Annotated in this window: 27 protein-coding genes and 3 pseudogenes; 17 read left to right on the top strand and 13 right to left on the bottom strand. The window is 71.3% G+C overall.

What is annotated here, in order from left to right:
- Positions 1-74 precede the first annotated feature (74 nt).
- The 3 genes and pseudogenes from Q2K20_RS03385 to Q2K20_RS03375 all read left to right on the top strand — a co-directional run bounded on the left by Q2K20_RS03385 (position 75) and on the right by Q2K20_RS03375 (position 1,034).
- The gene (locus Q2K20_RS03385; RefSeq protein WP_269502101.1) at positions 75-659 is read left to right on the top strand and encodes a TetR/AcrR family transcriptional regulator; all 585 of its coding nucleotides are present in this window, start codon (positions 75-77) and stop codon (positions 657-659) included.
- 46 nt (positions 660-705) lie between these two features.
- Positions 706-852, top strand: a pseudogene (locus Q2K20_RS03380) (formylglycine-generating enzyme family protein); the annotation flags it as partial.
- A gap of 8 nt (positions 853-860) precedes the next feature.
- Positions 861-1,034, top strand: coding sequence for an SUMF1/EgtB/PvdO family nonheme iron enzyme (locus Q2K20_RS03375; protein WP_308203075.1), 174 nt, complete (start codon positions 861-863; stop codon positions 1,032-1,034).
- Here Q2K20_RS03375 and Q2K20_RS03370 read toward each other — a convergent pair.
- The 3 genes from Q2K20_RS03370 to Q2K20_RS03360 form a co-directional block, all read right to left on the bottom strand.
- Positions 990-1,742, bottom strand: a complete 753-nt coding sequence (locus Q2K20_RS03370) for a TetR/AcrR family transcriptional regulator (protein ID WP_069390111.1) — start codon at positions 1,740-1,742, stop codon at positions 990-992. The genes Q2K20_RS03375 and Q2K20_RS03370 overlap by 45 nt on opposite strands.
- Before the next feature lie 82 nt (positions 1,743-1,824).
- Positions 1,825-2,742 carry an ABC transporter permease gene (locus tag Q2K20_RS03365; protein ID WP_269502102.1) on the bottom strand — a complete coding sequence of 306 codons (918 nt, stop codon included), beginning with the start codon at positions 2,740-2,742 and terminating at the stop codon, positions 1,825-1,827.
- The gene (locus Q2K20_RS03360) at positions 2,735-3,853 is read right to left on the bottom strand and encodes an ABC transporter permease (RefSeq protein WP_069390113.1); all 1,119 of its coding nucleotides are present in this window, start codon (positions 3,851-3,853) and stop codon (positions 2,735-2,737) included. Before Q2K20_RS03360 ends, Q2K20_RS03365 begins: the two co-directional genes overlap by 8 nt.
- Positions 3,854-4,095: 242 nt before the next feature.
- Between Q2K20_RS03360 and Q2K20_RS03355 the strand changes: the two genes are divergently transcribed.
- From Q2K20_RS03355 to Q2K20_RS03330, 5 genes and pseudogenes are all read left to right on the top strand, one after another.
- Positions 4,096-5,058 (top strand): ABC transporter ATP-binding protein, encoded by a 963-nt coding sequence (locus Q2K20_RS03355; RefSeq protein WP_269502104.1) that lies wholly within the window; start codon positions 4,096-4,098, stop codon positions 5,056-5,058.
- Entirely contained in the window at positions 5,055-6,092 is a 1,038-nt protein-coding gene (locus Q2K20_RS03350; protein WP_269502107.1) for an ABC transporter ATP-binding protein, read from the top strand. Before Q2K20_RS03355 ends, Q2K20_RS03350 begins: the two co-directional genes overlap by 4 nt.
- The gene (locus Q2K20_RS03345) at positions 6,089-7,693 is read left to right on the top strand and encodes an ABC transporter substrate-binding protein (RefSeq protein ID WP_269502110.1); all 1,605 of its coding nucleotides are present in this window, start codon (positions 6,089-6,091) and stop codon (positions 7,691-7,693) included. The genes Q2K20_RS03350 and Q2K20_RS03345 overlap by 4 nt, the downstream gene beginning before the upstream one ends.
- A gap of 153 nt (positions 7,694-7,846) precedes the next feature.
- Positions 7,847-8,972: pseudogene (locus tag Q2K20_RS03340) on the top strand (ABC transporter substrate-binding protein).
- Positions 8,973-8,993: 21 nt separating this feature from the next.
- Positions 8,994-9,449: a hypothetical protein gene (locus tag Q2K20_RS03330; RefSeq protein ID WP_235027899.1), complete on the top strand. Its 456-nt coding sequence runs from the start codon at positions 8,994-8,996 to the stop codon at positions 9,447-9,449.
- A 444-nt stretch (positions 9,450-9,893) separates the two neighbouring features.
- Here the strand turns inward: Q2K20_RS03330 and Q2K20_RS03325 are convergent, their stop codons facing one another.
- The 4 genes from Q2K20_RS03325 to Q2K20_RS03310 all read right to left on the bottom strand — a co-directional run bounded on the left by Q2K20_RS03325 (position 9,894) and on the right by Q2K20_RS03310 (position 13,541).
- Entirely contained in the window at positions 9,894-11,348 is a 1,455-nt protein-coding gene (locus Q2K20_RS03325; RefSeq protein WP_269502115.1) for an amidase, read from the bottom strand.
- Between the two features lie 70 nt (positions 11,349-11,418).
- On the bottom strand, positions 11,419-12,258 hold the full coding sequence (locus Q2K20_RS03320; protein WP_082923918.1) for an SDR family NAD(P)-dependent oxidoreductase: 840 nt from the start codon (positions 12,256-12,258) through the stop codon (positions 11,419-11,421).
- Positions 12,259-12,298: 40 nt separating this feature from the next.
- Positions 12,299-13,027 carry a sulfite exporter TauE/SafE family protein gene (locus Q2K20_RS03315; RefSeq protein WP_269502118.1) on the bottom strand — a complete coding sequence of 243 codons (729 nt, stop codon included), beginning with the start codon at positions 13,025-13,027 and terminating at the stop codon, positions 12,299-12,301.
- Positions 13,028-13,064: 37 nt separating this feature from the next.
- Entirely contained in the window at positions 13,065-13,541 is a 477-nt protein-coding gene (locus tag Q2K20_RS03310) for a nuclear transport factor 2 family protein (protein ID WP_067716422.1), read from the bottom strand.
- 79 nt (positions 13,542-13,620) lie between these two features.
- On the opposite strand from Q2K20_RS03310, the gene Q2K20_RS03305 reads away from it, so the two are divergent.
- On the top strand, positions 13,621-14,283 hold the full coding sequence (locus Q2K20_RS03305; RefSeq protein ID WP_082923917.1) for a TetR/AcrR family transcriptional regulator: 663 nt from the start codon (positions 13,621-13,623) through the stop codon (positions 14,281-14,283).
- A gap of 17 nt (positions 14,284-14,300) precedes the next feature.
- On the opposite strand, the gene Q2K20_RS03300 is transcribed toward Q2K20_RS03305, so the two are convergent.
- Positions 14,301-15,881 (bottom strand): DUF4389 domain-containing protein, encoded by a 1,581-nt coding sequence (locus Q2K20_RS03300; protein ID WP_253702044.1) that lies wholly within the window; start codon positions 15,879-15,881, stop codon positions 14,301-14,303.
- 166 nt (positions 15,882-16,047) lie between these two features.
- Between Q2K20_RS03300 and Q2K20_RS03295 the strand changes: the two genes are divergently transcribed.
- Positions 16,048-16,659 (top strand): 1-acyl-sn-glycerol-3-phosphate acyltransferase, encoded by a 612-nt coding sequence (locus Q2K20_RS03295; RefSeq protein ID WP_269502128.1) that lies wholly within the window; start codon positions 16,048-16,050, stop codon positions 16,657-16,659.
- Between the two features lie 56 nt (positions 16,660-16,715).
- A complete protein-coding gene (arfB, locus tag Q2K20_RS03290) occupies positions 16,716-17,156 on the top strand; it encodes an alternative ribosome rescue aminoacyl-tRNA hydrolase ArfB (RefSeq protein WP_119193093.1) in 441 nt (146 codons plus the stop codon).
- A gap of 24 nt (positions 17,157-17,180) precedes the next feature.
- On the opposite strand, the gene Q2K20_RS03285 is transcribed toward arfB, so the two are convergent.
- Positions 17,181-18,449: a cytochrome P450 gene (locus tag Q2K20_RS03285; protein WP_119193092.1), complete on the bottom strand. Its 1,269-nt coding sequence runs from the start codon at positions 18,447-18,449 to the stop codon at positions 17,181-17,183.
- 57 nt (positions 18,450-18,506) lie between these two features.
- On the opposite strand from Q2K20_RS03285, the gene Q2K20_RS03280 reads away from it, so the two are divergent.
- The 3 genes from Q2K20_RS03280 to Q2K20_RS03270 all read left to right on the top strand — a co-directional run bounded on the left by Q2K20_RS03280 (position 18,507) and on the right by Q2K20_RS03270 (position 20,441).
- Positions 18,507-19,169 (top strand): TetR/AcrR family transcriptional regulator, encoded by a 663-nt coding sequence (locus tag Q2K20_RS03280; RefSeq protein WP_269502133.1) that lies wholly within the window; start codon positions 18,507-18,509, stop codon positions 19,167-19,169.
- Between the two features lie 85 nt (positions 19,170-19,254).
- Complete coding sequence (locus tag Q2K20_RS03275) at positions 19,255-19,659, top strand: four-helix bundle copper-binding protein (RefSeq protein ID WP_182634664.1); 405 nt, start codon at positions 19,255-19,257, stop codon at positions 19,657-19,659.
- A gap of 362 nt (positions 19,660-20,021) precedes the next feature.
- Positions 20,022-20,441, top strand: coding sequence for a hypothetical protein (locus Q2K20_RS03270; protein WP_269502139.1), 420 nt, complete (start codon positions 20,022-20,024; stop codon positions 20,439-20,441).
- A gap of 11 nt (positions 20,442-20,452) precedes the next feature.
- Here Q2K20_RS03270 and Q2K20_RS03265 read toward each other — a convergent pair whose 3' ends face one another.
- The gene (locus Q2K20_RS03265) at positions 20,453-20,641 is read right to left on the bottom strand and encodes a DUF6440 family protein (RefSeq protein ID WP_067716403.1); all 189 of its coding nucleotides are present in this window, start codon (positions 20,639-20,641) and stop codon (positions 20,453-20,455) included.
- Between the two features lie 77 nt (positions 20,642-20,718).
- A complete protein-coding gene (locus Q2K20_RS03260; protein WP_132063113.1) occupies positions 20,719-21,111 on the bottom strand; it encodes a hypothetical protein in 393 nt (130 codons plus the stop codon).
- A gap of 236 nt (positions 21,112-21,347) precedes the next feature.
- Here Q2K20_RS03260 and Q2K20_RS03255 point away from each other — a divergent pair, with 236 nt between their 5' ends.
- On the top strand, positions 21,348-21,884 hold the full coding sequence (locus Q2K20_RS03255; RefSeq protein ID WP_269502142.1) for a hypothetical protein: 537 nt from the start codon (positions 21,348-21,350) through the stop codon (positions 21,882-21,884).
- A 12-nt stretch (positions 21,885-21,896) separates the two neighbouring features.
- On the opposite strand, the gene Q2K20_RS03250 is transcribed toward Q2K20_RS03255, so the two are convergent.
- On the bottom strand, positions 21,897-22,532 hold the full coding sequence (locus tag Q2K20_RS03250; RefSeq protein ID WP_269502146.1) for a TetR/AcrR family transcriptional regulator: 636 nt from the start codon (positions 22,530-22,532) through the stop codon (positions 21,897-21,899).
- A 94-nt stretch (positions 22,533-22,626) separates the two neighbouring features.
- Here Q2K20_RS03250 and Q2K20_RS03245 point away from each other — a divergent pair, with 94 nt between their 5' ends.
- Both Q2K20_RS03245 and Q2K20_RS03240 read left to right on the top strand, forming a co-directional pair.
- Positions 22,627-23,769, top strand: coding sequence for a hypothetical protein (locus Q2K20_RS03245; protein WP_269502149.1), 1,143 nt, complete (start codon positions 22,627-22,629; stop codon positions 23,767-23,769).
- Positions 23,766-26,018, top strand: a complete 2,253-nt coding sequence (locus Q2K20_RS03240; RefSeq protein ID WP_269502150.1) for a TIGR03617 family F420-dependent LLM class oxidoreductase — start codon at positions 23,766-23,768, stop codon at positions 26,016-26,018. Before Q2K20_RS03245 ends, Q2K20_RS03240 begins: the two co-directional genes overlap by 4 nt.
- A gap of 43 nt (positions 26,019-26,061) precedes the next feature.
- On the opposite strand, the pseudogene Q2K20_RS03235 reads toward Q2K20_RS03240, so the two are convergent.
- Positions 26,062-26,247, bottom strand: a pseudogene (locus tag Q2K20_RS03235) (HNH endonuclease); the annotation flags it as partial.

Here is a 26,247-nt window from a genome sequence, read left to right as displayed (position 1 = left end):
AGCGACCGCCGCCGTAGACAACTGTCTACAGCCGCGCCTGCCACGACTGCAGACGCTCGTCTACAGTTACGTCCATGGAACGACCCGCTCCGGACCGCCCCGTCGGCCGTGACGCCGTCCGCCACGCCGTCCTGGGCACGGCCCGACGGGTCTTCGCCGCCCGCGGGCCGCGCGCGCCACTGCGCCTCGTGGCCGAGGCGGCGGGGGTCAACCTCGGCCTCATCCACCGGCACATCGGCAACAAGGACGACCTGCTGGCCGCCGTGCTCGAGGACGGGCTGCGCCACGGTACCGCCCGGGTGGCCGAGCACGACGACGCCGGCCGGGCCATCCGTTCGATGCTGACCGGGGCTACCGCCAACCCGGATTTCAGCCGGCTCCTGGTGTGGCTGTCGCTGGACCCCGACTCGGTGGCGCGCCCGCTCCTCGACGCCTCGACCCGCCCCGCCCGCGCGGTGGCCCGCATGACCGATCCGCCGCCCACCGGGGACCTGCAGCTCGCCCTCGCGCTCACGGTGGTCTACGCCTGGCCCGTGCTGCGCGAGCAGGTCCTCGACGTCCTGGAGATCGCGCCCGCCGACCGCGCGGACGTGGACGACCGGATGGCCGCACTGCTGTCCGAGGTGGTCACCGGTGTGAGCGTGGAGGAACGACCGTGACGACGGCGAACTACCGGTGCACGAGGTGAGCGTCCGCTCGTTCCGGATGGACGAGTGCGCGGTGTCGAACGCGCAGTTCGCCACCTTCTGCAAGGACACGGGGTATGTCACCGAGGCCGAGCGGATGGGTGTGTCCCCGGTGTTCCACCTCGCCGTCGAGGCCGACCCCGCCGACGTCCTCCACCGGCTCGACACCACGCCGTGGTGGGTGGCCGTGCGCGGGGCGGACTGGCGGCACCCCGGGGGCCGCCAAATGGCGGGTCCTACCTGTGCCACGACTCGTACTGCTACCGCTACCGGGTGGCGGCGCGGTCGGCCAACACGGCCGGGTCAGCGACCGCCATCCTCGGCTTCCGCTGCGTTCGCGACATGTGAGCCGTGGGCGGCCGAACCCTGCCCGGCCGCACCCTGCCCGGCCGAACCCTGCCCGGCCCGCAGCGCCGCCTCGATCATGTCGTAGAGGTGGGCCACGACCTCCTCGAAGTCGGTGTTGACCACGGTGCTCCTGGCGTCGCGACGGTCCTCGTAGACCGCCAGCGCGCCGGTGAACATCTGCGTGGCCAGATCGATCCGCTCGAACGCCACCCGCCGCGGCAGGTGTGAGCACACGTCGATGAGGCGCACCACCACGTCGTCGGTAGCCGTGCGCAGCCGCACCTCCGGCGCCTCCGGGCCCATCACCGGACCCACCCGCTGCAGGAAGCGCGCGTAGTGGGTGGCGTCCGGCGACGCCCGCAGCAGCTCGACGATCGGCTCGAACAGGACCCGCACCAGCGAGGCGAGGTCCGTGCCCAGGCCGTGCTCGTCGATCTCGGCGAGCCGCTGCTGCCGCACCGAGTCCAGGGCGGTCAGCCTGCGCCGCAGCACCTGGCGGATGAGCCCGTCCCGGCCCCCGAAGTGGTACTGCACCGCCGAGTTGTTCCGTTGCCCGGCGGCCGTCGCGACGTCGCGCATCGACACGCGGTCGAGGCCGCGTTCCCCGATCAGCTTCTCGGCGATCTCGATCATCGCCGTCTTGGCGTCCCTGCTCTGGGAGGCGCCGTTCGCCCCGGCGTCGTCCGGGACTTCGTTCGTCCGCTCCATCGGACCCACTCCTCTACGCCTTCATCCTCGACCGACTGCGTCACGGCCGCGTCGGCCGACCCCGGCGGGCCGGCCGTTCGGATCAGATCTTGGCCGCGCCGGGGCTCCACTTGCGGCCGGCCGCCTCGCCCAGCTGGTTGAAGCTCAGGACGGTGAGGAACAGCACGAACGCCGGGATACCTACGAGGTAGGGATACCGCTCGAAGTCGGGCTGGCCGGCGCTGATCATGTTGCCCCAGGTCGGTTCGGGGCGGGGAATGCTCAGTCCCAGGTAGCTCAGCGACGCCTCGGCCACGATGAGCACCGCGACCAGCATGAAACTGTAGGACAGCACGGGCGCCACGATGTTCGGGGCCACCTCGCGCAACATGATGCGGATCTCGCCGGCGCCGAGCGAGCGGGCGGCCGTGACGAACTCGCGGCCGGCGAAGCTCATGGCGTTGGCGCGCACGAGACGCGCGTACGAGGGCACCACCATGACACCCAGGGCGAGCGTGACGTTGAGCAGTGTCGGCTCGAGGACCGTGATGATCGCGATGAGCAGGATCAGGGACGGGAACGCGAGCAGCACGTCACTGATTATGGACACGACGCGGTCGGCCCAGCCGCCCTTGTAGCCGGCTATGAGACCGAGCGCGCCGCCGATCAGACCACCGATGACGACGCCGCCGATACCCACGGTGATGGAGACCCTGGCGCCGTAGAGCAGGCCGCCGAGGATGTCGAGACCCTGACGGTCGGTGCCCAGCGGGTGGTCCGACGCCAGGTCCGGCGGGAGCAGGGACGGCGTCATGAGCGCGAGCGCGGGGTCGCGCGCCTCCCCCAGGGGCAGGACGTCGACGATCAGGGCGCCCAGCACGATGAGGACGGTCCAGCCGAGCGCCACCCACGTGCCGAGGCCGGAGAGCTTGGGCAGCCGGAGCTTACGCCGGGCGGGTGCGTCCGCCGCGACGGTCGCGGGGGACGCGCCGCGCGGATGGGTCGTATCGATGTCAGCCACGGTGGATCCTCGGGTCGATGAGTGCGTAGGCGACGTCCACGGTCATGTTGACCAGGACGTAGAAGGCGGCGATGACGATGACGCCACCGAGCACCACGGGAAGGTTGTCGTTCTGCACGGCGTCGACGATCATCGTGCCCATCCCGGGCAGGTTGAACAGCCGCTCGACCACCACCGTGCCGCCGATGAGGCGACCGAGGCTGATGCCGGCGAGGGTGATGATGGAGACCGTCGACGGCCGCAGGGCCTCCTTGACCAGGACGTGCCCGGTGGGCATGCCCTTGGCGCGAGCCGAGAGAACGAAGTCCTGCTGAAGGGTCGAGATCATGTCGGTGCGCAGGACGCGGGTGAAGATCGCAACCTCCATGAGCGCCAGGGTGAGGGCGGGCAGCGCGATGCTGCGCAGGTTCTCCCCCAGCCCCTCGTCCGGCGGCACGTAGCCCTGGCGCGGGAACTCGGGCAGGAACGTGGCGATCAACGCGAGCACCCCGCCCACGGCGAGGCCGGCGATGAGCGCCCTGCCCCACATGACGCCGGGCGCCCCGGGATCACCCCTGCGGCCCAGCGGCGACAGCGCCACCGCGAGCCCGACCACGGCGGCGAGGCCGAGGATGAGCTGCTGCGCGAACGAGTGGTTGAACACCAGCAGGTAGATGAGTAGGAGGCCGGCCACGAAGCTGGGCACCGAGATGAACGCGAACGCCACGATCGAGGCCACCTGGTCGAACACCCCGCCGCGACGGTAGGCCGACCACACCGCGACCGGCACGGCGATCGCCAGCGACAGGATGATCGACAGGAACGCGAGCTGGATGGTCACCGGCAGGGCGTTGCCGATCATCTCGGTGACGGGCTGGTTGGGCTGGATGAGCGAGTTGCCGAGATCGAGCGAGAGCGTGCTGCCCGCCCACTCGGCGAAGCGGACCGCCAGCGGATCGTCGAGACCCAGCTCCTCCCTGGCTGCCAGGTACTGCTCCTCGGTCGCGCCCGAGCCGACGGCCGAGGCCGCGGCGTCACCGGGGACGGCCTCCATCAGGAAGAACGCGCCGATCGCGGCGAGTATGACGACGACGACCGCGTGCAGAGCGCGTTCGCCAATGAACCTGAGCACGTGGGAGGCCCCTTCGTTCAGACACCGCATGAGGCGGTTACTTAATCGCCTTGACGCAGCCACACTAGTTCGTGATACTCGTCACAGCAACACGTTCTAAGTACATGTCTTAGAGCTGGTACTCACACCAGGAGGCCGCCATCGCCGCCGCACCACCACGTGGGCCCGGGACCACGGACCTGCTACTCGAGGTCCGGAACCTGCGCACCCACATCGACACCCCGGCGGGTCGCGTCACGCCCGTGGACGGGGTCGACATCTCACTGCGTCGCGGCGAGACGATCGGCATCGTGGGCGAGTCGGGGTCGGGCAAGTCGATGCTCGTCCGGTCGATCATGGGCATCGCCCCGTCCTCCGCACGGGTCGATCCGTCCTCGACGGTCCGCTTCGACGGCCGCGACGTGCTGTCGCTCACCCGTCGTGACGCGCAGAAGTTCTGGGGTCGCGAGATCGCCATGGTCTTCCAGGATCCGCTGACCTCGCTCAACCCCATCCGGACGATCGGTCGGCAGATCATCGACCCGCTGCGCCACCACCTGGGCCTGAGCCGCAAGGACGCGGTCGACCGCGCCGTCGAGATGCTCACCCGCGTACGCATCCCGTCGCCCAGGACCCGGCTGAACGAGTACCCGCACCAGCTCTCGGGCGGCATGCGCCAGCGCGTCGGCATCGCCATCGCGCTGTCCTGCGAACCCAAGCTGCTCATCGCCGACGAGCCCACCACCGCGCTCGACGTCACCGTGCAGCACGAGATCCTCGACCTGCTGCACGGCCTGCAGACCGACTCCGACATGGCGATGATCCTCGTCAGCCACGACCTCGCCGTGGTCTCGCAGCACACCGACCGCATCGGCGTCATGTATGCCGGCCGGTTCCTCGAGGTCGGCGACACCCGCGCGCTGCTCGACGAGCCCGCGCACCCGTACACCGGTGCCCTGCTCGACTCGATCCCGCGCCCGGACCAGCCACCGCACACCGTGCTCACCGTGATCGAGGGTCGCCCGCCGAACCTGCGGGAGATGCCCGTGGGCTGCCGGTTCGCCCCCCGCTGCCCGCGCGTGGCCGACGACTGCCTGGCCGTGGACCCGCCGCTCGAGGACCTCACCGGCACGCCCGGGCTCACCGCGGAGTTCTCCGTCCACCGCGTCGGCTGTCTGCACCCGACCGTCCCCGCCCCCATGCGCACCGCCAGCGAGGCATCATGACCGCCACTCCCCCCGACCTCGCCGGACCGGCGGCCGCCGAGACCGCGGACCGGCCCGCGGACGCCAAACTCGTCGTCGACGCCGTCACCGTCGAGTACCACACCCGCAAGGGCACGGTGCACGCCGTCACCGACGTCTCCCTGGACGTCCCCCGCGGCTCCACACTGGCCCTGGTCGGCGAGTCCGGCTGCGGCAAGTCCAGCCTCGGCCGCGCGATGCTGCAGCTGCCGCGCCCCTCGGCCGGGCGCGTCATGGTCGACGACACGGACCTGTGCGCACTGTCCGGCTCCTCCCTCAAAGAGGCGCGCAAGCGGATCCAGATGGTGTTCCAGGACCCCGTGTCCTCCCTCAACCCGCGCCGCAGGGTCCGCGACATCGTGGCCGAGGGCCTCGAGATCCAGGGCGTCGACGGTGGACGCGAGGAGATCCGTCGCCGCGTCGACGCCGCCCTCGAGGCCGTCGGACTCGACCCCGAGCACGCCGGCGGCCGCCGCCCGTCGGAGTTCTCCGGCGGGCAGTGCCAGCGCATCGCCCTGGCCCGCGCACTCGTCCTGGAGCCCGAGGTGCTGGTGTGCGACGAGCCGGTCTCGGCCCTCGACGTCTCCGTGCAGGCACAGATCCTCAACCTCCTCGAGGAGATGAAGGAGCGCTACCGCCTGACGATGATCTTCATCTCCCACGACCTGTCGGTGGTGCACAACATCGCCGACCGCGTGGCGGTGATGTACCTCGGCACCGTCTGCGAGGTCGCCGACACCGAGTCGCTGTACCGGGCCCCGGCCCACCCGTACACGATGCTCCTCATCTCGTCCGCGCCCACGCTCGGCGGCACGCTCGCCGACACGCTCGGCGAGGACTCCATCACCGCGACCAGCTCCGAGCTGCCCTCGCCCCTGAACCCCCCATCCGGATGCAGATTCCGAACCCGGTGCCCACTGGCCACCGACATCTGCGCCACCGAACGCCCCCCGTTGGTCGACATCGCACCCGGCCACCAGGTCGCGTGCCACCACCCTCTCCAGGAGAATCGATGAAGCGCACCACCAGCGCCATGGCCGTCCTCGCGGCCGCCGCCCTGACCCTGTCCGCCTGCGGCGGCGGGGAGGAGTCCACCTCCGCCTCCGGCGGCGCCGAGGGCCAGGCCCCCGACCAGTCCGAGCGGTGCACCGAGGACCGGGCCGGCGGCGAGATCACCGTGGGCGAGTTCTCCATGCTCCCGTCCTTCGCGCCCGGCCAGGGCCAGTACGGTGTCCGCGGCGGCGCGCAGTCGGCGGCCGTCTACGACCGGCTCATGGTGTGGAACCCCGAGGCCGAGGAGTTCGAGCCCAAGCTCGCCGAGTCCCTCGAGGCCAACGACGACAACACCGTGTGGACCCTCACCCTGCGTGATGGCGTCACCTTCTCCAACGGCGACCCGCTCACCGCGGAGGACGTCGCGTTCACCGTCGGCCTGCACAAGGACCCCGCCACCCGCTCGGTCGCCATGACCGACGCGATGGAGATCACCGAGACCCGCGTGGTGGACCCGCTCACCGTCGAGTTCACGCTCGCCCGGCCGTGGTCCGGGTTCCCCGTCGCGCTCGCCGGCACCATCGGTGAGGTCATCCCCCAGAAGGCCTACGAGGCCGCCGACCCGCAGGACTGGGCCCGCAATCCGATCGGCGCCGGCGCGTTCACGGTCGCCAACTACATCCCCGACCAGGAGACCGTCCTGGAGCCCAACCCCGACTACTACGGCGGGCCCGTCTGCCCCACCCTGAAGTTCATCCGCATCCCCGGCTCCCAGGGCACCTACGACGCGTTCCAGACCGACGAGCTCCAGGTCGCCTTCCTGCGCGGCGCCAAGTTCCTGAACATGGCCGCGTCCGATGACGTCCGCGGCTTCGAGGAGATCATCAGCTCCGGCTCGGTGATCAACATGAACTCCGGCAAGGCCGGCTACGACGGCATCCTCACCGACGTCCGCGCCCGCCAGGCCGTCGCCGCCGCCATGGACCGCGACCTGTGGAACCAGCGCCTGTACGACGGCGAGGGCCAGCCGACCTCCGCCCTGGTCGCCGAGTCCTCCCGCCTGTACGACGGCCAGGAGGGCCCGACGTACGACGTCGAGCGTGCGAAGGCGCTCGTGGAGGAGCTCAAGGCCGACCGCCCCGACTGGGACGGCGAGCTGCGCATGCTCATCTCCGACGGCCCCGAGAATATCGAGGCCGGCGTCGTGGCCAAGGCGCTGCTGGACGCGGCCGGGTTCAACGTCCAGATCGAGAACGCCCCGGTCTCCCAGGTCACCGCGCGTCAGTTCACCGGCGACTACGAGATCGTGATCGGCGGCCTGGCCACCTCGGACGCCGACCCGGCGTCCACGTTCGCCAGCGCGTTCACCCCGACCGGCGCGACCAACCTCACGGGCATCGACGACCCCGAGCTCACCGCCGCGGTCAACGAGCTCAAGGCCGCCGCGGACCTCGACGCCCAGAAGGAGGCGATGACCCGCCTGCAGGAGGTCTTCAACGAGGTGCAGCCGTTCACCGTGATGGCCAACGCCGAGCAGTACGTGGCCGTCTCCGACACGGTCGGCGGACTCACCCCGACCCTGTCCTCGACCGTCCTGTACGACGGGGCGTTCGTGAAGGAGTGATCACTCCCCCGCGGTCCTGACGGGCCGCCCCCGTACCACACAGACGTGCCCCGGGCTCCCGCCCACCGGTGAGAGCCCGGGGCATCTCTGTGCCGGAAACACCTATGAGCGGTGGGCCGACCGGCCCGCCGCCCCTCACGATCAGGAGAACAGATGACCCGCGCCACCAGCGCCCTGGCCGTCCTCGCCGCGACCACCCTCGCGCTCACCGCATGCGGAGGAGGCGGAGCCGATCCCACCGCCTCGGCCTCCGGCGCCACCGCCCCGGACCAGTCCGAGCGCTGCACCGCCGACCGCGTCGGCGGCACCATCACCATGGGCGAGTACGCGATGCTCCCCTCGTTCGCGCCCGGCCAGGGCCAGTTCGGTGTCCGCGGGGCCACCGAGTCCGCGGCCGTCTACGACCGCCTCATGCGGTGGAACCCCGAGGCTGCCGAGTTCGAGCCCAAGCTGGCCGAGTCGCTCGAGGCGAATGACGACAACACCGTATGGACGCTCACGCTCCGCGACGGCGTCACCTTCTCCAACGGCGATCCGCTCACCGCCGAGGACGTCGCGTTCACGATCGACCTCCACAAGGACCCGAAGAACGTCTCCAACGCGATGACCGACGCGATGCAGGTGGAGCAGGCCCGCGTGGTGGACCCGCTGACCGTCGAGTTCACGCTCACCGAGCCGTGGGCCGGCTTCCCGATCCTGCTGGCCGGGACCGCGGGCGAGGTAATCCCCAAGGACGCCTACGAGGCCGCGGACCCCGCCCAGTGGGCCCGCAATCCGATCGGTGCCGGCGCGTTCACGGTCTCCGAGTACATCCCGGACCAGGAGCTGGTGCTGGAGCCCAACCCGGACTACTACGGCGGTCCCGTCTGCCCCACCCTCGAGTTCATCCGTATCCCCGGCTCCCAGGGCACCTACGAGGCGTTCCAGACCGGCGAGGTCCAGGTCGGGTTCCTGCGGGGCGCCAAGACCGTCACCGCCGCCCAGGACGCCGGCGACCGGGGTTTCGAGACCATCCACCAGCGCCGGCTCCATCGTCAACCTCAACGCCGGTAACGCCGGATACGACGGCGTCCTCACCGACGAGCGGGCCCGTCAGGCGTTCGCCATGGCGCTCGACCGGGAGCTCATCGATCAGCGCCTCACCGGCGGTCTCGGCCAGCCCACGTCCGCCATCATCGCGGAGTCCTCACGCTTCTACGACGGGCAGCAGGGCCCCGAGTTCGACGTCGAGCAGGCCACCGCTCTCATCGACGAGGTCAAGGCCGACCGTCCGGACTGAAACGGCGAGCTCACCCTGCTCGTGGCGGACAGCCCGGAGAACATGGAGTCCGGCGTGGCGGTGAAGGCGCTGCTCGACGCGGCGGGCTTCAACGTCACCATCCAGAGCCAGCCGGTCGCGCAGGTCGTGGCCCGCCAGTTCACCGGCGACTACGAGGCCGTCATCGGCGGGCTGTCCCCCTCGGACGCCGACCCGGCCTCCACCTTCGCCAGCGCCATGACCCCCGGTGGCTCACTCAACATCCCGGGCGTCGACGACCCCGAGCTCACGAAGGCCGTGACCGCGTTCAAGGCCGCCGGCGACCTCGAGGCGCAGAAGGCCGCGGCGACCGACCTGCAGGAGGTCTACAACCGGGTCGTGCCGTTCGCCGTGATGGCCAATGCGCAGGAGTACGTGGTGGTCGACGACTCCGTCAAGGGCGTCTCGCCGAGCCTCTACTCCACGATGTTCTTCGACGGGGCGTTCGTCCAGGAGTAATCGCGCGGCCCGCCCGCCTCTCGAACACCGACGGCCCCGGATCCCGGAGACATCTCCACGGGATCCGGGGCCGTCGGCTGTCCGGGGTGGCGCGAGGCGGGGTGGGGCGGGCGGGCCAGGCGGACAGCAGCCTCGCCGCTCACAGCCGCGCCGCTCACAGCCGCGCCCCAACGTGGCGTCTCGCGCGCACCGCGGGGTGGGCGAGACGCCACGGCCAGGAGCGGCTGGTGAGATCCCGTGCATTTCCGGGAGCGAGACGCCATGCCAGGGGGCGGCTGCGCCGAGATGGGCGCACTCCGGCGAGCGCGGGAAGCCAACACCGAGCGCGAGACGCCAGGCGCGGGAGCAGATGCCAGGCGTGCCGGGAGCCCAGGAGCCCAGGAACCCAGGAGCCCAGAAGCCCCGGACGCGGGCCAGCTCAGGCCACTCGTCTGGCCGGGCCCGTCACCACCCGTCGTACCCCGGCGCCACACGCTGCCAGGGCGCGGCGGCCTCGAGCTGCCCGCACAGCCGCAGCAGCAGGTCCTCCCGGGCGTAGTCGGCGACCAGCTGCACGCCCACGGGCAGGCCGCGGTCGTCGGCGCCGAGCGGAAGGGAGATCGCCGGCTGCCCGGAGAGGTTGAACATGCTGGTGCAGACGGAGAACGCGGAGGACCGGGTCCACATCGACCCCGGGTCCGTCACGTCGAGGTAGCCCAACTCCGGTGTGGTCGTGGGCAGCGTCGGCAGCATCAGCAGGTCCACGCCGTCCGGCCCGAACTGCTCGGCCACGCGCCAGCCGGTCCGGTGTGCGGTCTGCAGGGCCCGCGCGACGTCGGGCGCGGAGTGGGTCATGGCGTTGTCGAGGATCACCGTGGTCCAGGGCTCGATGTCGTCGTCGTCGAGCTCCCTCCCCAGCGCGGCGAGCCGCGCGTCGACGGTCGCGCGCAGCTGGGCGCCCATGATGGCACCCACCGCCGACATCACCTCCATCACGTCCAGGTCGAGCTCCACCTCGCGCACCTCGTGGCCCAGCTCCCCCAGGAGCGCGGCGGTGCGGTCGACGGTGGCGGTGCACGCGGGGTCGGTGGGGAACGGTCCGGGCGCGACGCGCAGCAGCCCGATGCGCAGGCGGCCGGGGTCGGCGCCGACCTCGTCGAGGAAGGGCCGCGGCGGCGTGGGGGCCCCGTAGGCGTCGCCGGGGCGGTGGCCGGCAACGGCGTCGAGCAGCGCGGCGCTGTCGCGGACGGTCGTCGTCAGAGCGTGGTGGTAGGACAGGGGCGACGACAGCGCGTCGGGGTGCGGCCACGTGGGCACGCGGCCGCGGCTGGGCTTGAGTCCCACGAGCCCGCACATCGCGGCGGGGATGCGGATGGACCCGCCGCCGTCGGTGCCGTGGGCGACCGGGACCATGCCCGCGGCCACGGCCGCCGCCGATCCGCCGCTCGACCCGCCGGTGGAGTGCGCGGTGTCCCACGGGTTGCGGCACGGCCCGTGCAGGAGCGATTCGGTGGTGGTGGTCTTGCCCATCTCGGGCACGTTGGTCGTGCCGAGCACCACCATCCCGGCGGCCTTGTAGCGCTGGACCACGGTGCTGTCCACGTCGGCCACGACGTCGGCGAACAGCCGTGAGCCGTCGGCGGCGGGCAGGCCGGCCACGTCGGTGCCGAGGGCTTTGATGACGATCGGCACGCCGCGCAGCGGGCCGTCGGGCAACCCGGCCTCGACCTCGGCGCGCGCGGCGTCGAAGCGCGTGGCGACCATCGCGTTCAGCTGCGGGTCGAGGGCCTCGATGCGCGCGATGGCGTCCTCGAGCACCTCGGCGGCGGTGGTGGCGCCGGAGGCGATGTCGGCGGCCAGGGCGAGCGCGTCGCGGCCGGGGGTGTCGGTGCCGCCGGTGGCGGCGGGGGTGTCGGTCATTGCGGGGGCCTCTCGGTGCGGGGCGTCAGGCGACGGCGGTGGGTCGGGGGGGGCGACGACGACGACGAGGTCAGCCCCAGCGGGACTGGCCGCCGTCCAACGGGATGGTCGCACCGCTCAGATACGAGGCCTCGCCGGAGCACAGCCAGGCGACGGGGCGGCCGATGTCGGCGAGGGGGTCGCCCACCCGGCCGGCGGGTATGCCCGCGACGAACTCGGCGGCCTCCTCCGGGTTGTTCTCCATCCACCAGTCGAGCCCGGGGCTGTGGGCGTGCGGGGCCACGTTGAGCGCGCGGATCCCCTCGGCGGCCCACTCGTAGGCGGCGGCGCGGGTGAGGGCGCGGACGGCTTCCTTCACTGCGGAATAGATGCCGTAGTTGGCGGCGTCCCAGCGCACGGCGGCGGAGGTGACGAGGTTGATGACCGTGCCGCCTCCGCGCTTGGCCATCTCAGGCCGGGCGAGCTTCATCAGGGTCAGCGAGACGCGGGGGCCGCCCTCGAAGGCCTTGCGGAAGTCGTCGTCCGGGTAGTCGGACAGCGGCAGGGGCATGGCCATGTTGGCGTTGTTGACGAGGATGTCCACCCCGCCGAGGCGCTCTACGGCTGTGGCGATGATCTGTTCCGGTGCACCGTCGGTGACGATGTCGGCGGCGAGGCACTCGGCGGTGCCGCCGGCGGAGCGGATCTCCTCGGCGACGCGTTCGAGCTTGTGCATCCTGCGACCGACCAGCAGGACCGCCGCGCCTGATTCGGCGAGGCCGAGCGAGATGCCGCGGCCGACGCCCTGTCCTCCGCCGGTGACGATCGCGGCCTTGCCGGCCAGGCGGTTGTCGCGGTCGGCGCCGGACTGTGCGGCCGCGCCCGGCTGGTCGGTGCCCGCCCCGGGCGTGTTCTGGGTGTTCTCGGTCATGGGGTCCTCCGTGGTTGATCGGGATCTCGGTGGGCGGCGATCACGCCGTGATGATGGTGACGAGGCCGGCGACCACCACGAGGGCGATCACCGACGAGCGGAACACGTGGGTCGGCAGACGTGTGGCGATCGCGATGCCGAGCTGGTTGAACGCCACTCCGACGACGACGGAGGCCGCGAGCATGGGCGTCAGTTCCCGCAGGTCGACGTCCGTGCCCGCCCACAACAGCGCCAGGGACACGATGCTGGTGACGACGAAGTAACCGGCGAGGTCGGCGATGAAGCTCAGTGGGGGCAGCCTGGCGCGGCTGAGCAGCAGCACCACGGGCGGCCCGTTGAGTGAGGTGGTGGTGGAGAAGTAGCCGCCGATAGCGCCTGTGACCGCGGTGAGCCGGGCCGACGGCGGGCGCGCGACGCGTGCGGTCGGAAGTGCCATGGCCAGCCCACACAGGATGGTGATGACCCCCGCCGCCGGTTTGAGGTGCTCTTCGGGCAGCATGCTCACGGTCTGCACGCCCAGCCAGGCACCCGGGAGGCTCGCCCCGCCGAGGATGGCGACGCGTCGCCACTCGATGTGCTGGCGGAGTTGGTAGGTGACGCCCACCCTCGTCACCAGCGCCACCACGAGATTGACCACGACCGTCTCGGTCAGGCCGATGCCCGCCATGAGCATGAACGGGGTCGCCATGAGCGACGTGCCGAATCCGGTCATCCCTCCTATGACCGAGGCCACTGCCACGCACCCGGCCGCGACCCAGATCAGCTCCATGACGGTCCGTCCGACCCCCTACCGGTGCCCGGTGCTGCTACTCGGCGCTCGACGGTGCGAGGTGGTTGTCGTTGAGCTGGAAGCTGGGCACGTCCTTGAGGTTGATCATCGCCTCGTAGGTGCGCTTGTAGCCGGTCTTCGTGATCATCCAGCGCCCGTCGATGCGGGCGTAGGTGTCGGAGTAGAACGCACTGCCGAAGATCATCGTGTCGAAGGCGGGGACGATCACCCGGTCCTGCAGGTACCAGCGGCCGGTGGCGGTGTCGCCGTCGACCTCGATCTCGGGGTGGTGGGCCTGGTGCTCGGTGATGACGTCGTTCGTCATCTGACCCTGCAGTCCGGAGACCACCTCGTCGCGGCCGGTGTAGGACAGGCGCTTACCGTAGGACGCGGTGACGTCGGGCGCGAGCGTCTGGGCGAGCTCGTCCCACAGCCGCAGGTCGACGCAGCGGAGGTAGCGGTACTTGAGTGACTTGATGGCGTCGATGTCGTCGCGGCGGTCGGGAGTGCTCATCGCTGGCCTTTCGCAGGGGGTCGGGGCGCGCGTGTCGCGCGCACAGCAGCGACTGTAGTCAATTGTGTACAGTTCGGGAATGGAAACCGGGAAGAATGCCGTCGGAGGCGCGCCAGGCGCCCCGAACGGGGACGGCAGCAGTGGCGACGACAACCGTGGCGACGACGACAACGCGGGCAGCCCGTCCCCCACACGCCCGACCGGCCGCGACGAGGTCCGCTCGGCGGTCATGCGGGAGGCCCGCAGGTTGCTGTCCGATCGCGGTCCGAACGTCCCGCTGCGCGATATCGCCGACGCGGCGCAGGTCAATCTCGGCCTGATCCACCGGCACATCGGGCGCAAGGACGCGCTGCTCACCGAGGTGATGCAGGATGCGGTGCGTTACGGTGCCGCCCGCCTGGAGGACCTCGACGACGCCGGTGAGGCCGCGCGCGGGATGTTGCTGGGAGCCTCGTCGCACCCGGAGATCAGCCGGTTGCTCGCGTGGCTGGCCCTGGACCGCGAGGCGGCGTTCCCGCCGATGCTCGACCCGTCGCAGCGTCCGGCGGCCGCGTTGCGGCGGATGACCTCTCCCCCGCCCGCCGGCGACGTCGAGCTGCTGCTGGTCTTCACCGCCGTGTACGCCTGGCCCGTGCTCCGGGGCGCGCTGCTCGACGCGCTGGACATCCCCGAGGCCGATCGCGAGGGCATCGACGAGCGGCTGGCGGATCTGCTGGCCCGCGTCATCACCGGCGACCGCTGAGGCCCCCGCCCGGCCCCTCAGCGGTAGGCAGGCCCGTCGGGTGTGGCGTACTCGGCGGGTGTGGCGTGCTCGGCGGCGGGTGCCGGTTCGGTCGGCCCCTGGTCGAGGCGGAACGGCGGGTACTCGTCGCGCAGCAGCAGAACGTACGACGCGACCCGGTAGACCCAGCGGTTGAGGCCGACGTTCAGTGCGAACAGGCCCGGCAGGTAGCGCCCGGTGAACAGCAGGCCGATCGCGGCGATCAGCACCAGGAGTCCCAGCAGGGTGAAGCCGACGCTGATGCCGTCGTTGTCGGTCGAGGCGTCGACCGCCGCCGCGCCACTGCCGGTGATGATGCCGACGATCAGCAGGTGCGGGATCACCAGTAGCCACCACTTGACCAGCACGAGACCCCGCGACAGACGTTCGGGGTAGACGACGTCCAGATCGGCGGGGTAGTCCGCCCGGCCCAGCGCGAAGGGCGGGTACCGGTCGGTGCCCAGGGCGGCGTAGGCGTAGAAGCCGACCCGCCAGTGCCACCGCATCGCGCCCACGATGAAGGAGAACCACGAGCGCGGGTAGCGGCCGGTGAACAGGATCGCCAGGCCCGCGGCCACCGTGACCACGACCGCGGCGAAGCCCAGGACCGCCAGCACGATGTAGTGCGGAATGGCCAGCGCCCACTTGATCAGCCACAGTGCGCGGGAGACGCCCGGATCCAGATGGCCGGTCAGCCGCAGCGGATCGGGGCCGGTCAACCTGCCCGTGACATCGGCACCCGCAGCGTCAGCGACGCCCGGATGTCGACGCTCGACGTCGCGACCCAGCCCGGCGGCACCGAGCAGGATCAGCGGGATCCCGAGCACCAGACCGACGATCCCGGCGATCAGCGTGGCCGGGTTCGCGAATCCTAACAACTCGGTGTGGGCCCCCGCCTGCACGTCCACCCACACCGGGCGGCTGCCGTCGCTGTTCATCACGACGATCACCCAGTTCCCGGACTGCAGATCCACATTGAGGGTCTGCTGGGTGGAGCCGGTAACAGAGCGCTCCCAGAACCGCTCGTCGGCGGGAGGGCCCGGCACTCGCGTCCCGGGGACCTCGTCGACGTCGTCATTCGAGCCTGATCGGCCGGTCCAGTCCGAGGCGTCCATGCCATAGCCGTCGGCCCACGGGTCGGTGCCGAACACGGCGTGGGGCACGTCCCGGAGATACTCGTCGACGGCATCGGCGGGCGCCATGCCGAGGAACACCCGTTGTCCCGGGACGACGGGGGTGGCGCGGACCCGGACGCTGATCAGGTCCTCGAGATCGACTGCGCCCGAGGAGGCGGCCTGCTCCCCGTCCAGGTCGAGGGTGAACGGGGCCGTGATGATCGCGTTGCCGACCGAGCGGAACTGCTCGGTCTCGGTGTACGCATACCGCCCGTCCCGCTGTGAGGCCTCTGCTGCGGCGAGCAGGATGCCGGCCGCCGTGAGTCCCAGGCCCAGCGCCGTGAGCAGCACCCCGGCGACGAGCATGATCCAGTTGAGTGGACGGGTCCCCTGCCCGGATCTGGGCGGGGCCGTCGAGCCGGGGTTCGGATCGGAGTGGGACGGAGCGGGTTGCGGAGCACCCATAGCGGTTCCTCAGGAGTAGGTGACACGACACTCGTCTGGATCGACGATGCCGTCGTAAAGATGACTATATCGTTATATTCGCAGTGTAACTGCGTCGATTGTGTGTTGATTTCCCGTCCGGCCTCGACCCCCTCCGCCGCACCCGGCGGTGGCCTAGGGTGACGGGGTGATCCGCCGCCTCGTCTCCCGCGCCTTCTGGTTCTTCAGCCGTTGGGAGTTGTCGACCCGACCGGCTCCGGATCGACCCACGGTGCTCTTGGGCGCACCGCACACGTCCAACTGGGATTTCGTGTTCATGCTCGGTATCGCCTGGCGACTGGGCATCGACATGCACTGGCTCGGCAAGGCCAGCCTCTTCACCGGGTGGCGCCGGCCGATCATGCGGGCGCTCGGTGGGGTTCCGGTCGATCGGGCGAACCCCGCCCGGGTCGTCGAGGACGTGGTCGGGCAGGTCCACGCGGGCGAGACGTTCGGCCTGGTCGTCGCCCCGGACGGCACCCGCGGCGGGCACACGCACTGGAAGTCGGGTTTCTACCGGATCGCCCGCGAAACCGGCATGCCGGTGACGCTGGGCTACGTCGATCGCAGCACCATGACGACCGGGCTCGGCCCGACGATCGATCTGACCGGCGACGTGGCCGCGGACATGGACCGGATCCGCGCCTTCTACGCGGACAAGGCCGGGTTCCATCCCTCAAAGCGGGTCGAGCCCCGTCTGGTCGACGAGCGCCGGGCGGCGGGCACGGATGCCGACCTGCCGCAGGAGCAGCTCGACTGACGTCCGGACTGCTGTCGGGTTCCCGACCGCGATCGTCGGTGCGGGATACTGGCTCCATGGACGGCCTGCGCGTGACTCCGGGGCCCGGCGCGCCCCGTGGCCTCACGGTGCCGGCGGGAGACCTGGTCGAGCGCTTCTCGAGGTCGTCGGGCCCCGGCGGCCAGCACGTCAACACCGCCGATTCGCGCGTGCAGCTGAGCATCGACCTGGGCACCACGACGGCGTTGGACGAGGTCCAGCGCGAACGGGCCCTGCGCACCCTCGCCCCGAAACTGTCCGGCACGGTCCTCACCGTCAGCGTCGAGGAGAACAGGTCGCAGCGACGCAACCGGGCGACGGCACGCCAGCGCCTCGGAGAGCTGTTGCGCGAAGCGGTGGCGCCGCCGGTCGCCAGGCGTGCGACCCGACCCACCCGCGGTTCGCAGCGGCGACGTGTCCAGCATGAACGCCGCCGGGCCGAGATCAAGCGCAACCGCAGACGCCCCGACCACGACTGATGCCCAGCCGTAGGTTAGGTCAGGTCAGGCCAGGCCCGTCGCGGGGAGCGAGACGAACCCCCGGGTGAACGGCGAGAGCGCCCGAACCGCCGAGTCCCGGTCGACCCCGACCGTCGGGTGCGCGGCGTAGAGCTCCTCCACCGCGATGCGTGCCTGGAGCCGCGCGAAGTGCGAGCCGATGCAGAAGTGCGGGCCGCGGGCGAACCCGAGGTGCCCGCTGATCTCGCGCGTGATGTCGAGCTGCCCGGCGGTCGGACCGAACTCGCGCTCGTCGCGGTTGGCCGAGCCGTAGAGCATCATCACCTTCTCCCCCGCCGGGATCGTCGTCCCGCCGACGGTCACCTCGCGGGTGGTCGTCCGCGCGAGCGCCTGCACGCTCGACTCGAAGCGCAGGTACTCCGAGAGCGCGCCGGGGATCAGCCCGGGGTCGGCCGCGAGCAACTCCCGCTGCCGCGGATGGGAGTCGAGCAGCGCGACGGTGTGCGAGATGAGGTTGCCGGTGATGTCGTTGCCGCCGGCGACGATGACGAAGCAGAAGCCGAGGATGTCCCAGTCGTCCAGCCGCTCGCCCTCGATCTCGGCCTGAGCCAGAGCGGAGATGAGATCGTCACCCGGGTGGGCTCTCCGCTCGGCGATGAGTTCACCGAAGTAGGCGAACATCTCCGCCACCGCGTCCACCGCCCCGCCCTCGAGGCCGGCCGGGCGGAACCCCTCCTCCTGCAGGGTCGTCAGCGCACTGACCCACGGGCCGAACAGCGGGCGGTCCGGTGCCGGCAGGTCGAACAGGTGGGCCAGCACGAACGTCGGGATCTGCGCACTGAAGTCGCGGTGGAGATCGACCACCTCGTCGTCGTCGTACCTCTCGGCCATCTCCGCCAGCCGCCCACGGACGAAGTCGCGGATCTGCGGCTCGGTGGCGGCGACGCGCTTCGGGGAGAACGCCTTGGCCAGCAGCCGCCGCTTCCCGGAGTGCTCGGGCGGGTCCATCATGACGATGGTCGGGGCCAGCCCCAGTTTCTCGATCTCGTCGCGGTAGAAGGTCAGCCCGCTGGCGGAGGAGAAGGTCCCGGGATCGCACACGGCGGCGTCGACGTCGGCGTAGCGGGACAGCGCCCAGAAGTCGGGGTGGGCGGTGGTGCCGTCGCCGCGGTGATGGTGCACCGGATCGGTCTCGCGCAGCAGCCGGTAGCCCGGGTAGGGGTCGGCGAGGTGCGCGGGGTCGAACGGGTCGAACATGGGGGCCGTCGCCGGCTGCTGGGTCATGGCGGGCTGAGGCATGGCGCGCGGGGTCATGGCACCATTTAACACGGACTGTTAAACAATGGGAAGGGCCCCTCTAGACTCGAGCGCGTGCCCCGCCCCGTTAGCCCACGCTCCACCACCCCGCGCTCCACCACCCCACGCGCCACGGCCACCCGCGACGCTCTCTACCTAGCCGGACTGCGCCGCTTCGCCTCGGACGGCTGGCGGACGGCACGGGTCCGCGACATCGTCGCCGATGCCGGCCAGGGCAACGACTCCGCGATCAACTACCACTTCGGCGGCCGCGCGGGACTGCTCCGGGAGGTCCTGGACCGCGGCGTCCTGCGGATGGAGGCCGAGCGACGCGCGGACCTGCGAACGTGGGTGTCGTCGCCGCCCGACCTCGCCGAGATCGTGCGGGCGGTGGTGTCCCCGTTGGCGGACCTGTTGGACGACGACGAGGGCCGCTGGACGCTCCGGGTGATCGGCCAGCTGGGAGCGCTCGCGGAGGTGGGCCGGACGGTCAGCACCGGTCCGGTCGCGGACACCGCACTGCAGGATCAGCTGGAGATGCTGGTCGCGGCCGCGACGGCGGCGTGCGGCCCGGACCTGGCCCGCCACCGGGTCCGGCAGTTCATCGTCATGCTCACCGCCGAACTCGCGGCGCGGGCCTGCGATCCCCCGGAGGTCGGCCCCCCGCACGGCACCTACGTGGCGGACCTGATCGACGGGTTCGCGCGAGGGCTCGCGCGGCCTGCGCCCCGATCCTAAAGGACACCTCCAAGCCCCCCACCAAGCGTTATATCGTCTTGATCTCAGGCCTTGCGCCACCGGGCGGGATCAGTAGCGTGGGGGTATGAGCACTTCCGAGATGATCACGTCCCATCCGAATCCGACCGACGGCCTCGACGTGGACCTGCTCGCCGAGGCCATCGACGCGGCCGCGTCCTGCGCCACCACCTGCACGTCGTGCGCCGACGCGTGCCTCGCCGAGGAGTCCGTCGCCGACCTGCGCGACTGCATCCGCACCGACCTCGACTGCGCGGATGTCTGCGCCGCCACCGCCGCCCTGCTGAGCCGCCGGACCGGCAGCAACCTCGAGGTCGTCAAGGCGCAGCTGACGGCGTGCCGGACGGCCTGCGCCGCCTGCGCCGACGACTGCGAGCAGCACGCCGAGATGCACGAGCACTGCAAGCACTGCGCCCAGGCCTGCCGCCGCTGCGAGAAGGCCTGCGCCGACCTGCTCGCCGCGATCGGCTGAGCTCACGATCAACAGCGCCCCCGGGTGGCAGCCGCGCGAGCCGTCTGGACCGGCGGTCACTTCCAGCCTCCCTGTTCGCAGGCCACGTCATCCGAGATCGTGAAGTAACGCTTACCAAACTCTCGGCGATGGTACTGCTGGGAGAAGGGGTGGTGAGTGTCTCCCGCAGTCGCACAGAGCCGATCCGCGGCGGTGCCTTGCCGAGGGAGACACGATGGTCGGCTTCAGGCGGTCCAGACACGGAGATCGCCGCCCTGTCGGAGACAACGCCGCCACCCGGCAGACCCCTTCCCCGGCTCACGGCACCACAAAAGGCGCTCCGCGCCCGGCCTCCCCTCCGGGGCTCGGCTGGGCCGTCCTGGGTGTGGCGCTCCTCCTCGGCCTGTTCTTCCTGGTGCCGCTGGGCCTGGAACGATCGGCTGCGGTCGACCGTCGCCGATCCGGGCCCGAACGCCGGTGACTCCGAGGCCGAGCGCGACCCGAAGGGCGCCCGCGCCACCGGGGAAGACCGGGGCGGCGTCGGCGACGGCGACGGTTCGGCGTCCGTGATCATCCGGGTCCCCGCCGCCTGCCCGACCCCTGATCCCGGGGCCGTCTCGGCGACCACCACGGCGCATTCCGCCGCGCCGCCGGGCGGGTCCTCGCTGACGTCCGCGACCGCGCCCGCGACCGTGCCGACTTGTCCGCAGCCCACCCCGACCGGGCTCGCGCCGAGGCTCGCGGAGAAGCTGGGTGCGGATCTCGGCTCGACCTCCGGCACCGGCGGGGCGTGCGCGGGCTGACCTGCGGCGAACTAGAGCCCGTACTCGATCAGCGGCTTGCCCTGGGCGTCGACGAGCACGGTGAGCCCGCCCCCGCTCCCACCGGCCGAGCGCCACAGGTAGCAGACGCCGGTGCGGGTGTCACGCAGGATCTCCGCGGTCCCGCCGAACCCCATCGACTCGGAATGGATCTTCTCGAACCGCTTGTCCTTTTTCGCCATGCGCCCATCGTGGCACCGGCGGGGTGTGCCGGACAAAGGTACGACGACGACGAGGTCATCCCGCCCCGGGATCCGATTCAGGAGTCGATGTGGCGGAACAGTCCGCGGGTGGCCTCGGCGACGGCCCGGTCCGGAGCACGGAGTTCGAACGGGATGGCGGGGTGGGGCTCGTTGTCGCGGGTGCGCACCCGGGCCTCGGTGGTCTGCGGGCGTCTGCGACCGCCGATCAGGTGAACGGCGACGACCATTCCCGCGAACACCATGACGGTGAACAGGGCGGGCAGCATCCAGGTGGTGCGGGACATCAGTGCGGCTCCGGCGGCGAGTTCGGCGGATGCGACGGTGGCGTTCAACGACGACCCGATCGTCAGCAGTCCCGTCCCCAACGCGAGGGTCGCGGCGGTGAGGCCGAGGCCGGCGAGGGCGACCGTCGTGATCGTGCTGCGGCGACGTGCGGGGACCGTGCTCATGATGGATCTCCTGTCTGGGCGTCTATACAGGATTCGGAGGCCCCCGCATTCCGGATGGGTGGCGGACCGGAATGTTCCCGAGATTCACACTGCCGCCCCCCGGATCCGCACCGCGGCCCCTCAGGGTGACCCGGATTCGACCCTGAGATCGGCCTTGACCGGTGTCAACGGGGCGGTGTTGGGGGTTATGTTGGAGGGCGTCCCATCCCGCCAGCGACCCCTCGAATCGAGCCAGCATGAACGAGCAGTACGCGCGGCGACCGGACGGGCCGTGGTCCGAGGACTGGCTCGACCGGTCCGAGATGCCGGGGCAGGCCAACCCCACCGAGCAATTCCCCACCGAGCAGTTCCCCACGGCGCAGTTCCCGCCCGCCGAGCAGCATGAACCCCAGCGCTACGAACCCCAGCGCTTCGCCCATCCGCACCAGCCGGCCCAGCCGTACGCGCGACCGCCCGAGCCACTGGCCCACGAGGGTGGGTTCCCGTACGGCATGCCGCCCGCCGCGCCCTACGGTCCGACCGCCCCGTATGGCCCCGGCCAGCAGTTCGGGTACGCCGATCAGTACATCCCGCAGCACCTGCACGTGGCGCCGCACCAGTTCCCGCAGGGCCCCTACCCGCCGCAGTTCGGCTACCCGCCCATGCAGCAGACGGTGTACGTGCACGGCGGGCAGGTCAGGCGCGTCAACCACGCCCTGCACCTGATCCTCACGCTGCTGACCTTCGGGTTGTGGCTGCCGGTCTGGATCATCCTGGCGATCGCGGGTTCCTGACCGGCTCCCGCCTCAGCCGCCGGCCTGCCACCGCCCGGTGATGAGCGCGGTCAGCTCCTCGACCCACTCGTCGTCCAGCGCGGCGTCAGGGCTCACCAGCAGCCGGAAGATCGCCGCGCCCGCGACGACCTCCGCCAGCACGGGCAGGTGGTCGTCGCTCCGGCGGGCCCGACCGAAGCGCGATTCGAACGCGGGCAGGTTGCCGGCGAGCCGGGCGATCATCCGGGCGTGCAGGTCGGCGTCGGCCACGGTGTCGGCGATGAGGCCGGGCAGCGCGACGCGCACCTCGGGCCGGTCGAACAGCACGCGGACCGTCTCGACGAGCGCGCGGATGTCGGCTTGCGGGTCCCCGACAGCGGCACCAGCCCCGCCGCCCGCGCCGTCGGGTAGCTCGAACGCCGGGATCACCTCCGCCTCGAGCACCGCCTCGTGGACGAGCTGCGCCTTGCTCGACCAGCGGCGATACAGCGCGGCGGTGGTCGTGCCGGCGCGCGCCGCGATGGCGGACAGCGTCAGCGCCGGGTAGCCCGTCTCGAGGATGAGCTCGCGGGTGGCGGCGATGATCGCGGCGTCGATCCGGCCGTCGCGCGGCCGCCCGGGCGCGGACTTCGCCGATCCGCCGCGCGCGGTGTCGCCGTCTGCTGTCATGGTCTCACCCTAGTTCCGATACGCCGCACATCGTATTCCCGCCGCCGACGCGAGACCGCGAGACGCCGCCACCCAGCACCCCAGGGAGAGCCCCGTGCACCTGAGCCCTCTCGACGAGTTCCCCATCCACCAGACGCCCGCCCCCCTGACCTGGCCGGCCACTTCGGACCGCAACTTCTACGACCGCTCCTACTTCAACGTGTTGGACCGCGAGGGCCGCTTCATGGTGCTCACCGGGATCGGCTACTACCCGCGCCTGGGCGTGAAGGACGCGTACTTCGTGGTCCGCCGCGGCGACACGCAGACCGCGGTGCGGATGAGCGACGCCATCGACGAAGACCGCCTCAACCCCCACGTCGGCGGGTACCGGCTGGAGGTGATCGAGCCACTGCGGGAGATCCGGCTGACCCTCGAGCGAACGGAGGGCATCGCCGCGGACCTGACGTGGCGCGGCCTGTTCCCCGCCGCGCTGGAGGACCCGCACTCCATGCTCACCGACCGGCGGGTGACGCTCCAGGCCAGCCGGTTCGCTCAGGTCGGCTCGTGGGAGGGGTGGATCGAGGTCGACGACGACAGGCTGGAGGTCACCCACGACTCGTCGGTGGCCGCCCGGGATCGCTCGTGGGGTATCCGCCCGGTGGGCGAGGCCGAACCGGCCGGCAGGCCCGACACGGCCTTCCGGGGCATGTGGTGGCTGTATCTCCCGCTGGCGTTCGACGACTTCCAGCTGTTCCTCATCCTGCAGGAGGACCCCGACGGCCACCGCAGTCTCTACGACTGCACCCGCCGTTGGGCCGGCGGCCGGGTCGAGCAGCTCGACGGCGTGCGCATGGCCGTCGAGTACACGCCCGGCACCCGGATCCCGACGGGCGTGCGTGTGGAGTTCATGAACCGCGCGGGCGAGCAGATCCGCCTGGAGGTCGAGTCCCGGCTGTACGCGCCGATCGCGTTCGGCTCCGGCTACGGCGGCGATTCCACGTGGGCGCACGGCAGTTGGAAAGGCGAGGGCTTCACCGACCGCGTGACCTTCGACCTCACGGACCCGCAGGTCATGGCCGGCGCGGCATTCAGTCTCATAGACCACGTGGGCCACGCGGTGTGCACGGAGGCCGACGGCACCACCCGCGAGGGTGCGGGCCTGTTCGAGCACGGGGTCATCGGCCCGCATCACCCGTCCGGGTTCCCGGACTGGACCGACGGCGCGGGGGCCGGCGCGGACTCGGGGGCGCACGCATGAAGGTCATGACGGCACTGTTCGCCCCCACCGACGCGGTCCGGCGCGCCGAGGAGCTCAGGGAGGCCGGGGCGTCCGGCGTCTTCACCTTCGAGGGACCGCACGACGTGTTCACCCCCCTCGTGTTGGCCTCGCAGGTCGGCTGCCTGGACCTGATGTCCAACGTGGCGATCGCCTTTCCCCGCAATCCCATCCAGCTGGCGCACCAGGCCCACGACCTGCAGACGCTCAGCGAGGGCCGGTTCATCCTGGGCCTGGGCACGCAGATCCGGGCGCAGATCGAGAAGCGCTACGGCACCGGGTTCGACCGGCCCGTCGATCGCATGACGGAACTGGTCGGCGCGCTGCGGGCCATCTTCGACACGTGGGCCACCGGCGAGCGCCTGAACTTCCGCGGCGAGTTCTACCGCCACACCCTCATGACCCCGACGTTCGTGCCGCCGCCCAGCCCGTACGGCCCGCCGCCCATCTACCTCGGCGCTCTCGGCCCGCGCCTGACCCGCGCGGCTGCCGAGGTCGCCGACGGGCTGCTCGTGATGCCGTTCGGCACCACGCGATTCCTCCGCGAGCACACGATGACAAACGTGCGGGCGGGACTGGCGGCCGCCGGGCGGAGCGAGGAGGAGTTCGAGGTGGTGCCCGAGGTGATCGTGTCCGTGACGGACGACAGGAGCGACGACGACGACCAGATGATCCAGGTGGTCGCCCGGGCGCAGCCGAGCTACGAGCAACCGTGGCTACAGGTGGGCTACTTCTCCGGGCACATGTTCCTCAACCTCACCGAGGGCACCGCGCTGAGCTCGGGACTGCTGGGCAATTCGCTGGAGCAGTTCTCCACGTCGATCTGCGGGCGGGTGGTCGACGAGCTCGTGCCCACACCGCCGCAGCCGCTCCCGCGGCGACTCGGTAACACGGTGCGCCTGTCGACGTTCGCCCTCACCGCGGGCCCGGCCGTGCGGGGTCTGGGCGAGCAGATCGGCGAGTTCGAGGTCCCCACCGGCTGCGACCCACTACAAGCGTGGCGCCAACTCGAGGCGGGGATGCACCTGTACTGCGAGGTGACATTGACGCACGTGCGGTCGTCATCTCGCGCGGCGGTCGCGGCCAACGTGCTGGAGAGCGTGCTCATGCGGCAGGCCGTCGCCGCGGGCGGCACCGAGGACAACGGCCGCGCCGAGGCCTCCCGGCTCATGGCCGGCGCCGCAGATGTGGAGAGTGCGCTCATGCTGGCCGAGCTCGAGTCGGTGGTGCGGGCGTTGGCTGCTGACTCCGCCGCTACCGAGCGGTTTCTCGGAGCGGATCCCGGCGCGGCAGTGGAGGCGGTGCTCGCCTCGGCTGACGGGTGGGGCGTCGCGCTGCGGCGGTTCCTGTCGCGCCATGGCCATCGCGGGTATCGCGAGCTGTGTATGCGAGACGCGTCGTGGGCCGACGATCCCGAGGGGCTGGGCGCGATCATGCAGGTCATGGTGCGGTCCACGCTCGAGCGGGGTGGGCGGGCGTCCGAGACCGCGGAGGTCCCGGAGCCGGAGTCACCCGTGATCCGCCAGCTTGCGCGGTGGGCCCGGGCCGGTGCGCGGGGCCGCGAGGAGACCAAGTCCAGGATGGCGCTGATGGCGCACTCCTTGAAGCGCGGTTATCGGCATCTGGGCGAGGTGCTCTCGGCGTCCGGGCGGCTGCCCGATGCGGATCTGGTGTTCTTCTTCGACCGGCCCGAGCTGGCGCGGATCGTCGGCGCGCCGGGCCCGGTGACCGGCGGGCTCGCGAGTCACGGCTCGGACGGCAGCGTGTCGGCCTCCCCGGAGGAGTTGGTCGCACAGGCTGTCGAGCGTCCGAAGGCGCTGGCGTTCCAGGACGCGCTCGAGTTCCCGGACGTGTCGGTGGGTCGGCCGACTGCGTTGATCGCCCGGCCGCCCCGCGAGGCTGCGGGCGGCGAGATCGTGGGCCGTCCGGCGAGCCGCGGAACGGTGGCGGGCGTGGTGCGGGTGGCCCGGTCGATCGTCGATGCCCGGGAGGTGCAGCCCGGTGAGATCCTGGTCGCGCCCGTGACGGACGTGGGCTGGACTCCGTATTTCACGGTGATCGCGGCGCTGGTCACTGATATCGGCAGTTCTGTCTCTCACGGCGCGGTGGTCGCCCGCGAGTACGGCCTGCCATGCGTGGTCAACACCATCGACGCCACCCGAACGCTGCGCACCGGCGACCGCGTACGAGTGGACGGCGACCGCGGCGTGGTGACTCGACTGGAGGGGTGAGGGCCCGGCACCCAGCTACTGCGCCGCAAACTGCGCGGTCAGGTCAGAACGGTGGTGGGTCGATGAGTTCGTCGAGGCGTTCGTGGAGTAGGGCGCGGATGCCTTTTTCGATGTCGCTGTGGTGGGGTTTGTTGCGGGCCCACCAGCGGCTGGCGCTCTCGGGGGTGGCGCTGGCGGGGGTGGCTTTCTCGGGCGTGGTGTCGGTGGCCGCGCCGGTGGTGGAGCCGGC

This window comes from Dietzia sp. IN118, assembly GCF_032905965.1.
GTDB lineage: Bacteria > Actinomycetota > Actinomycetes > Mycobacteriales > Mycobacteriaceae > Dietzia > Dietzia kunjamensis.
Note: the sequence above shows the minus strand (reverse complement) of the source record. Positions and strands in the feature narration are given on the sequence as shown.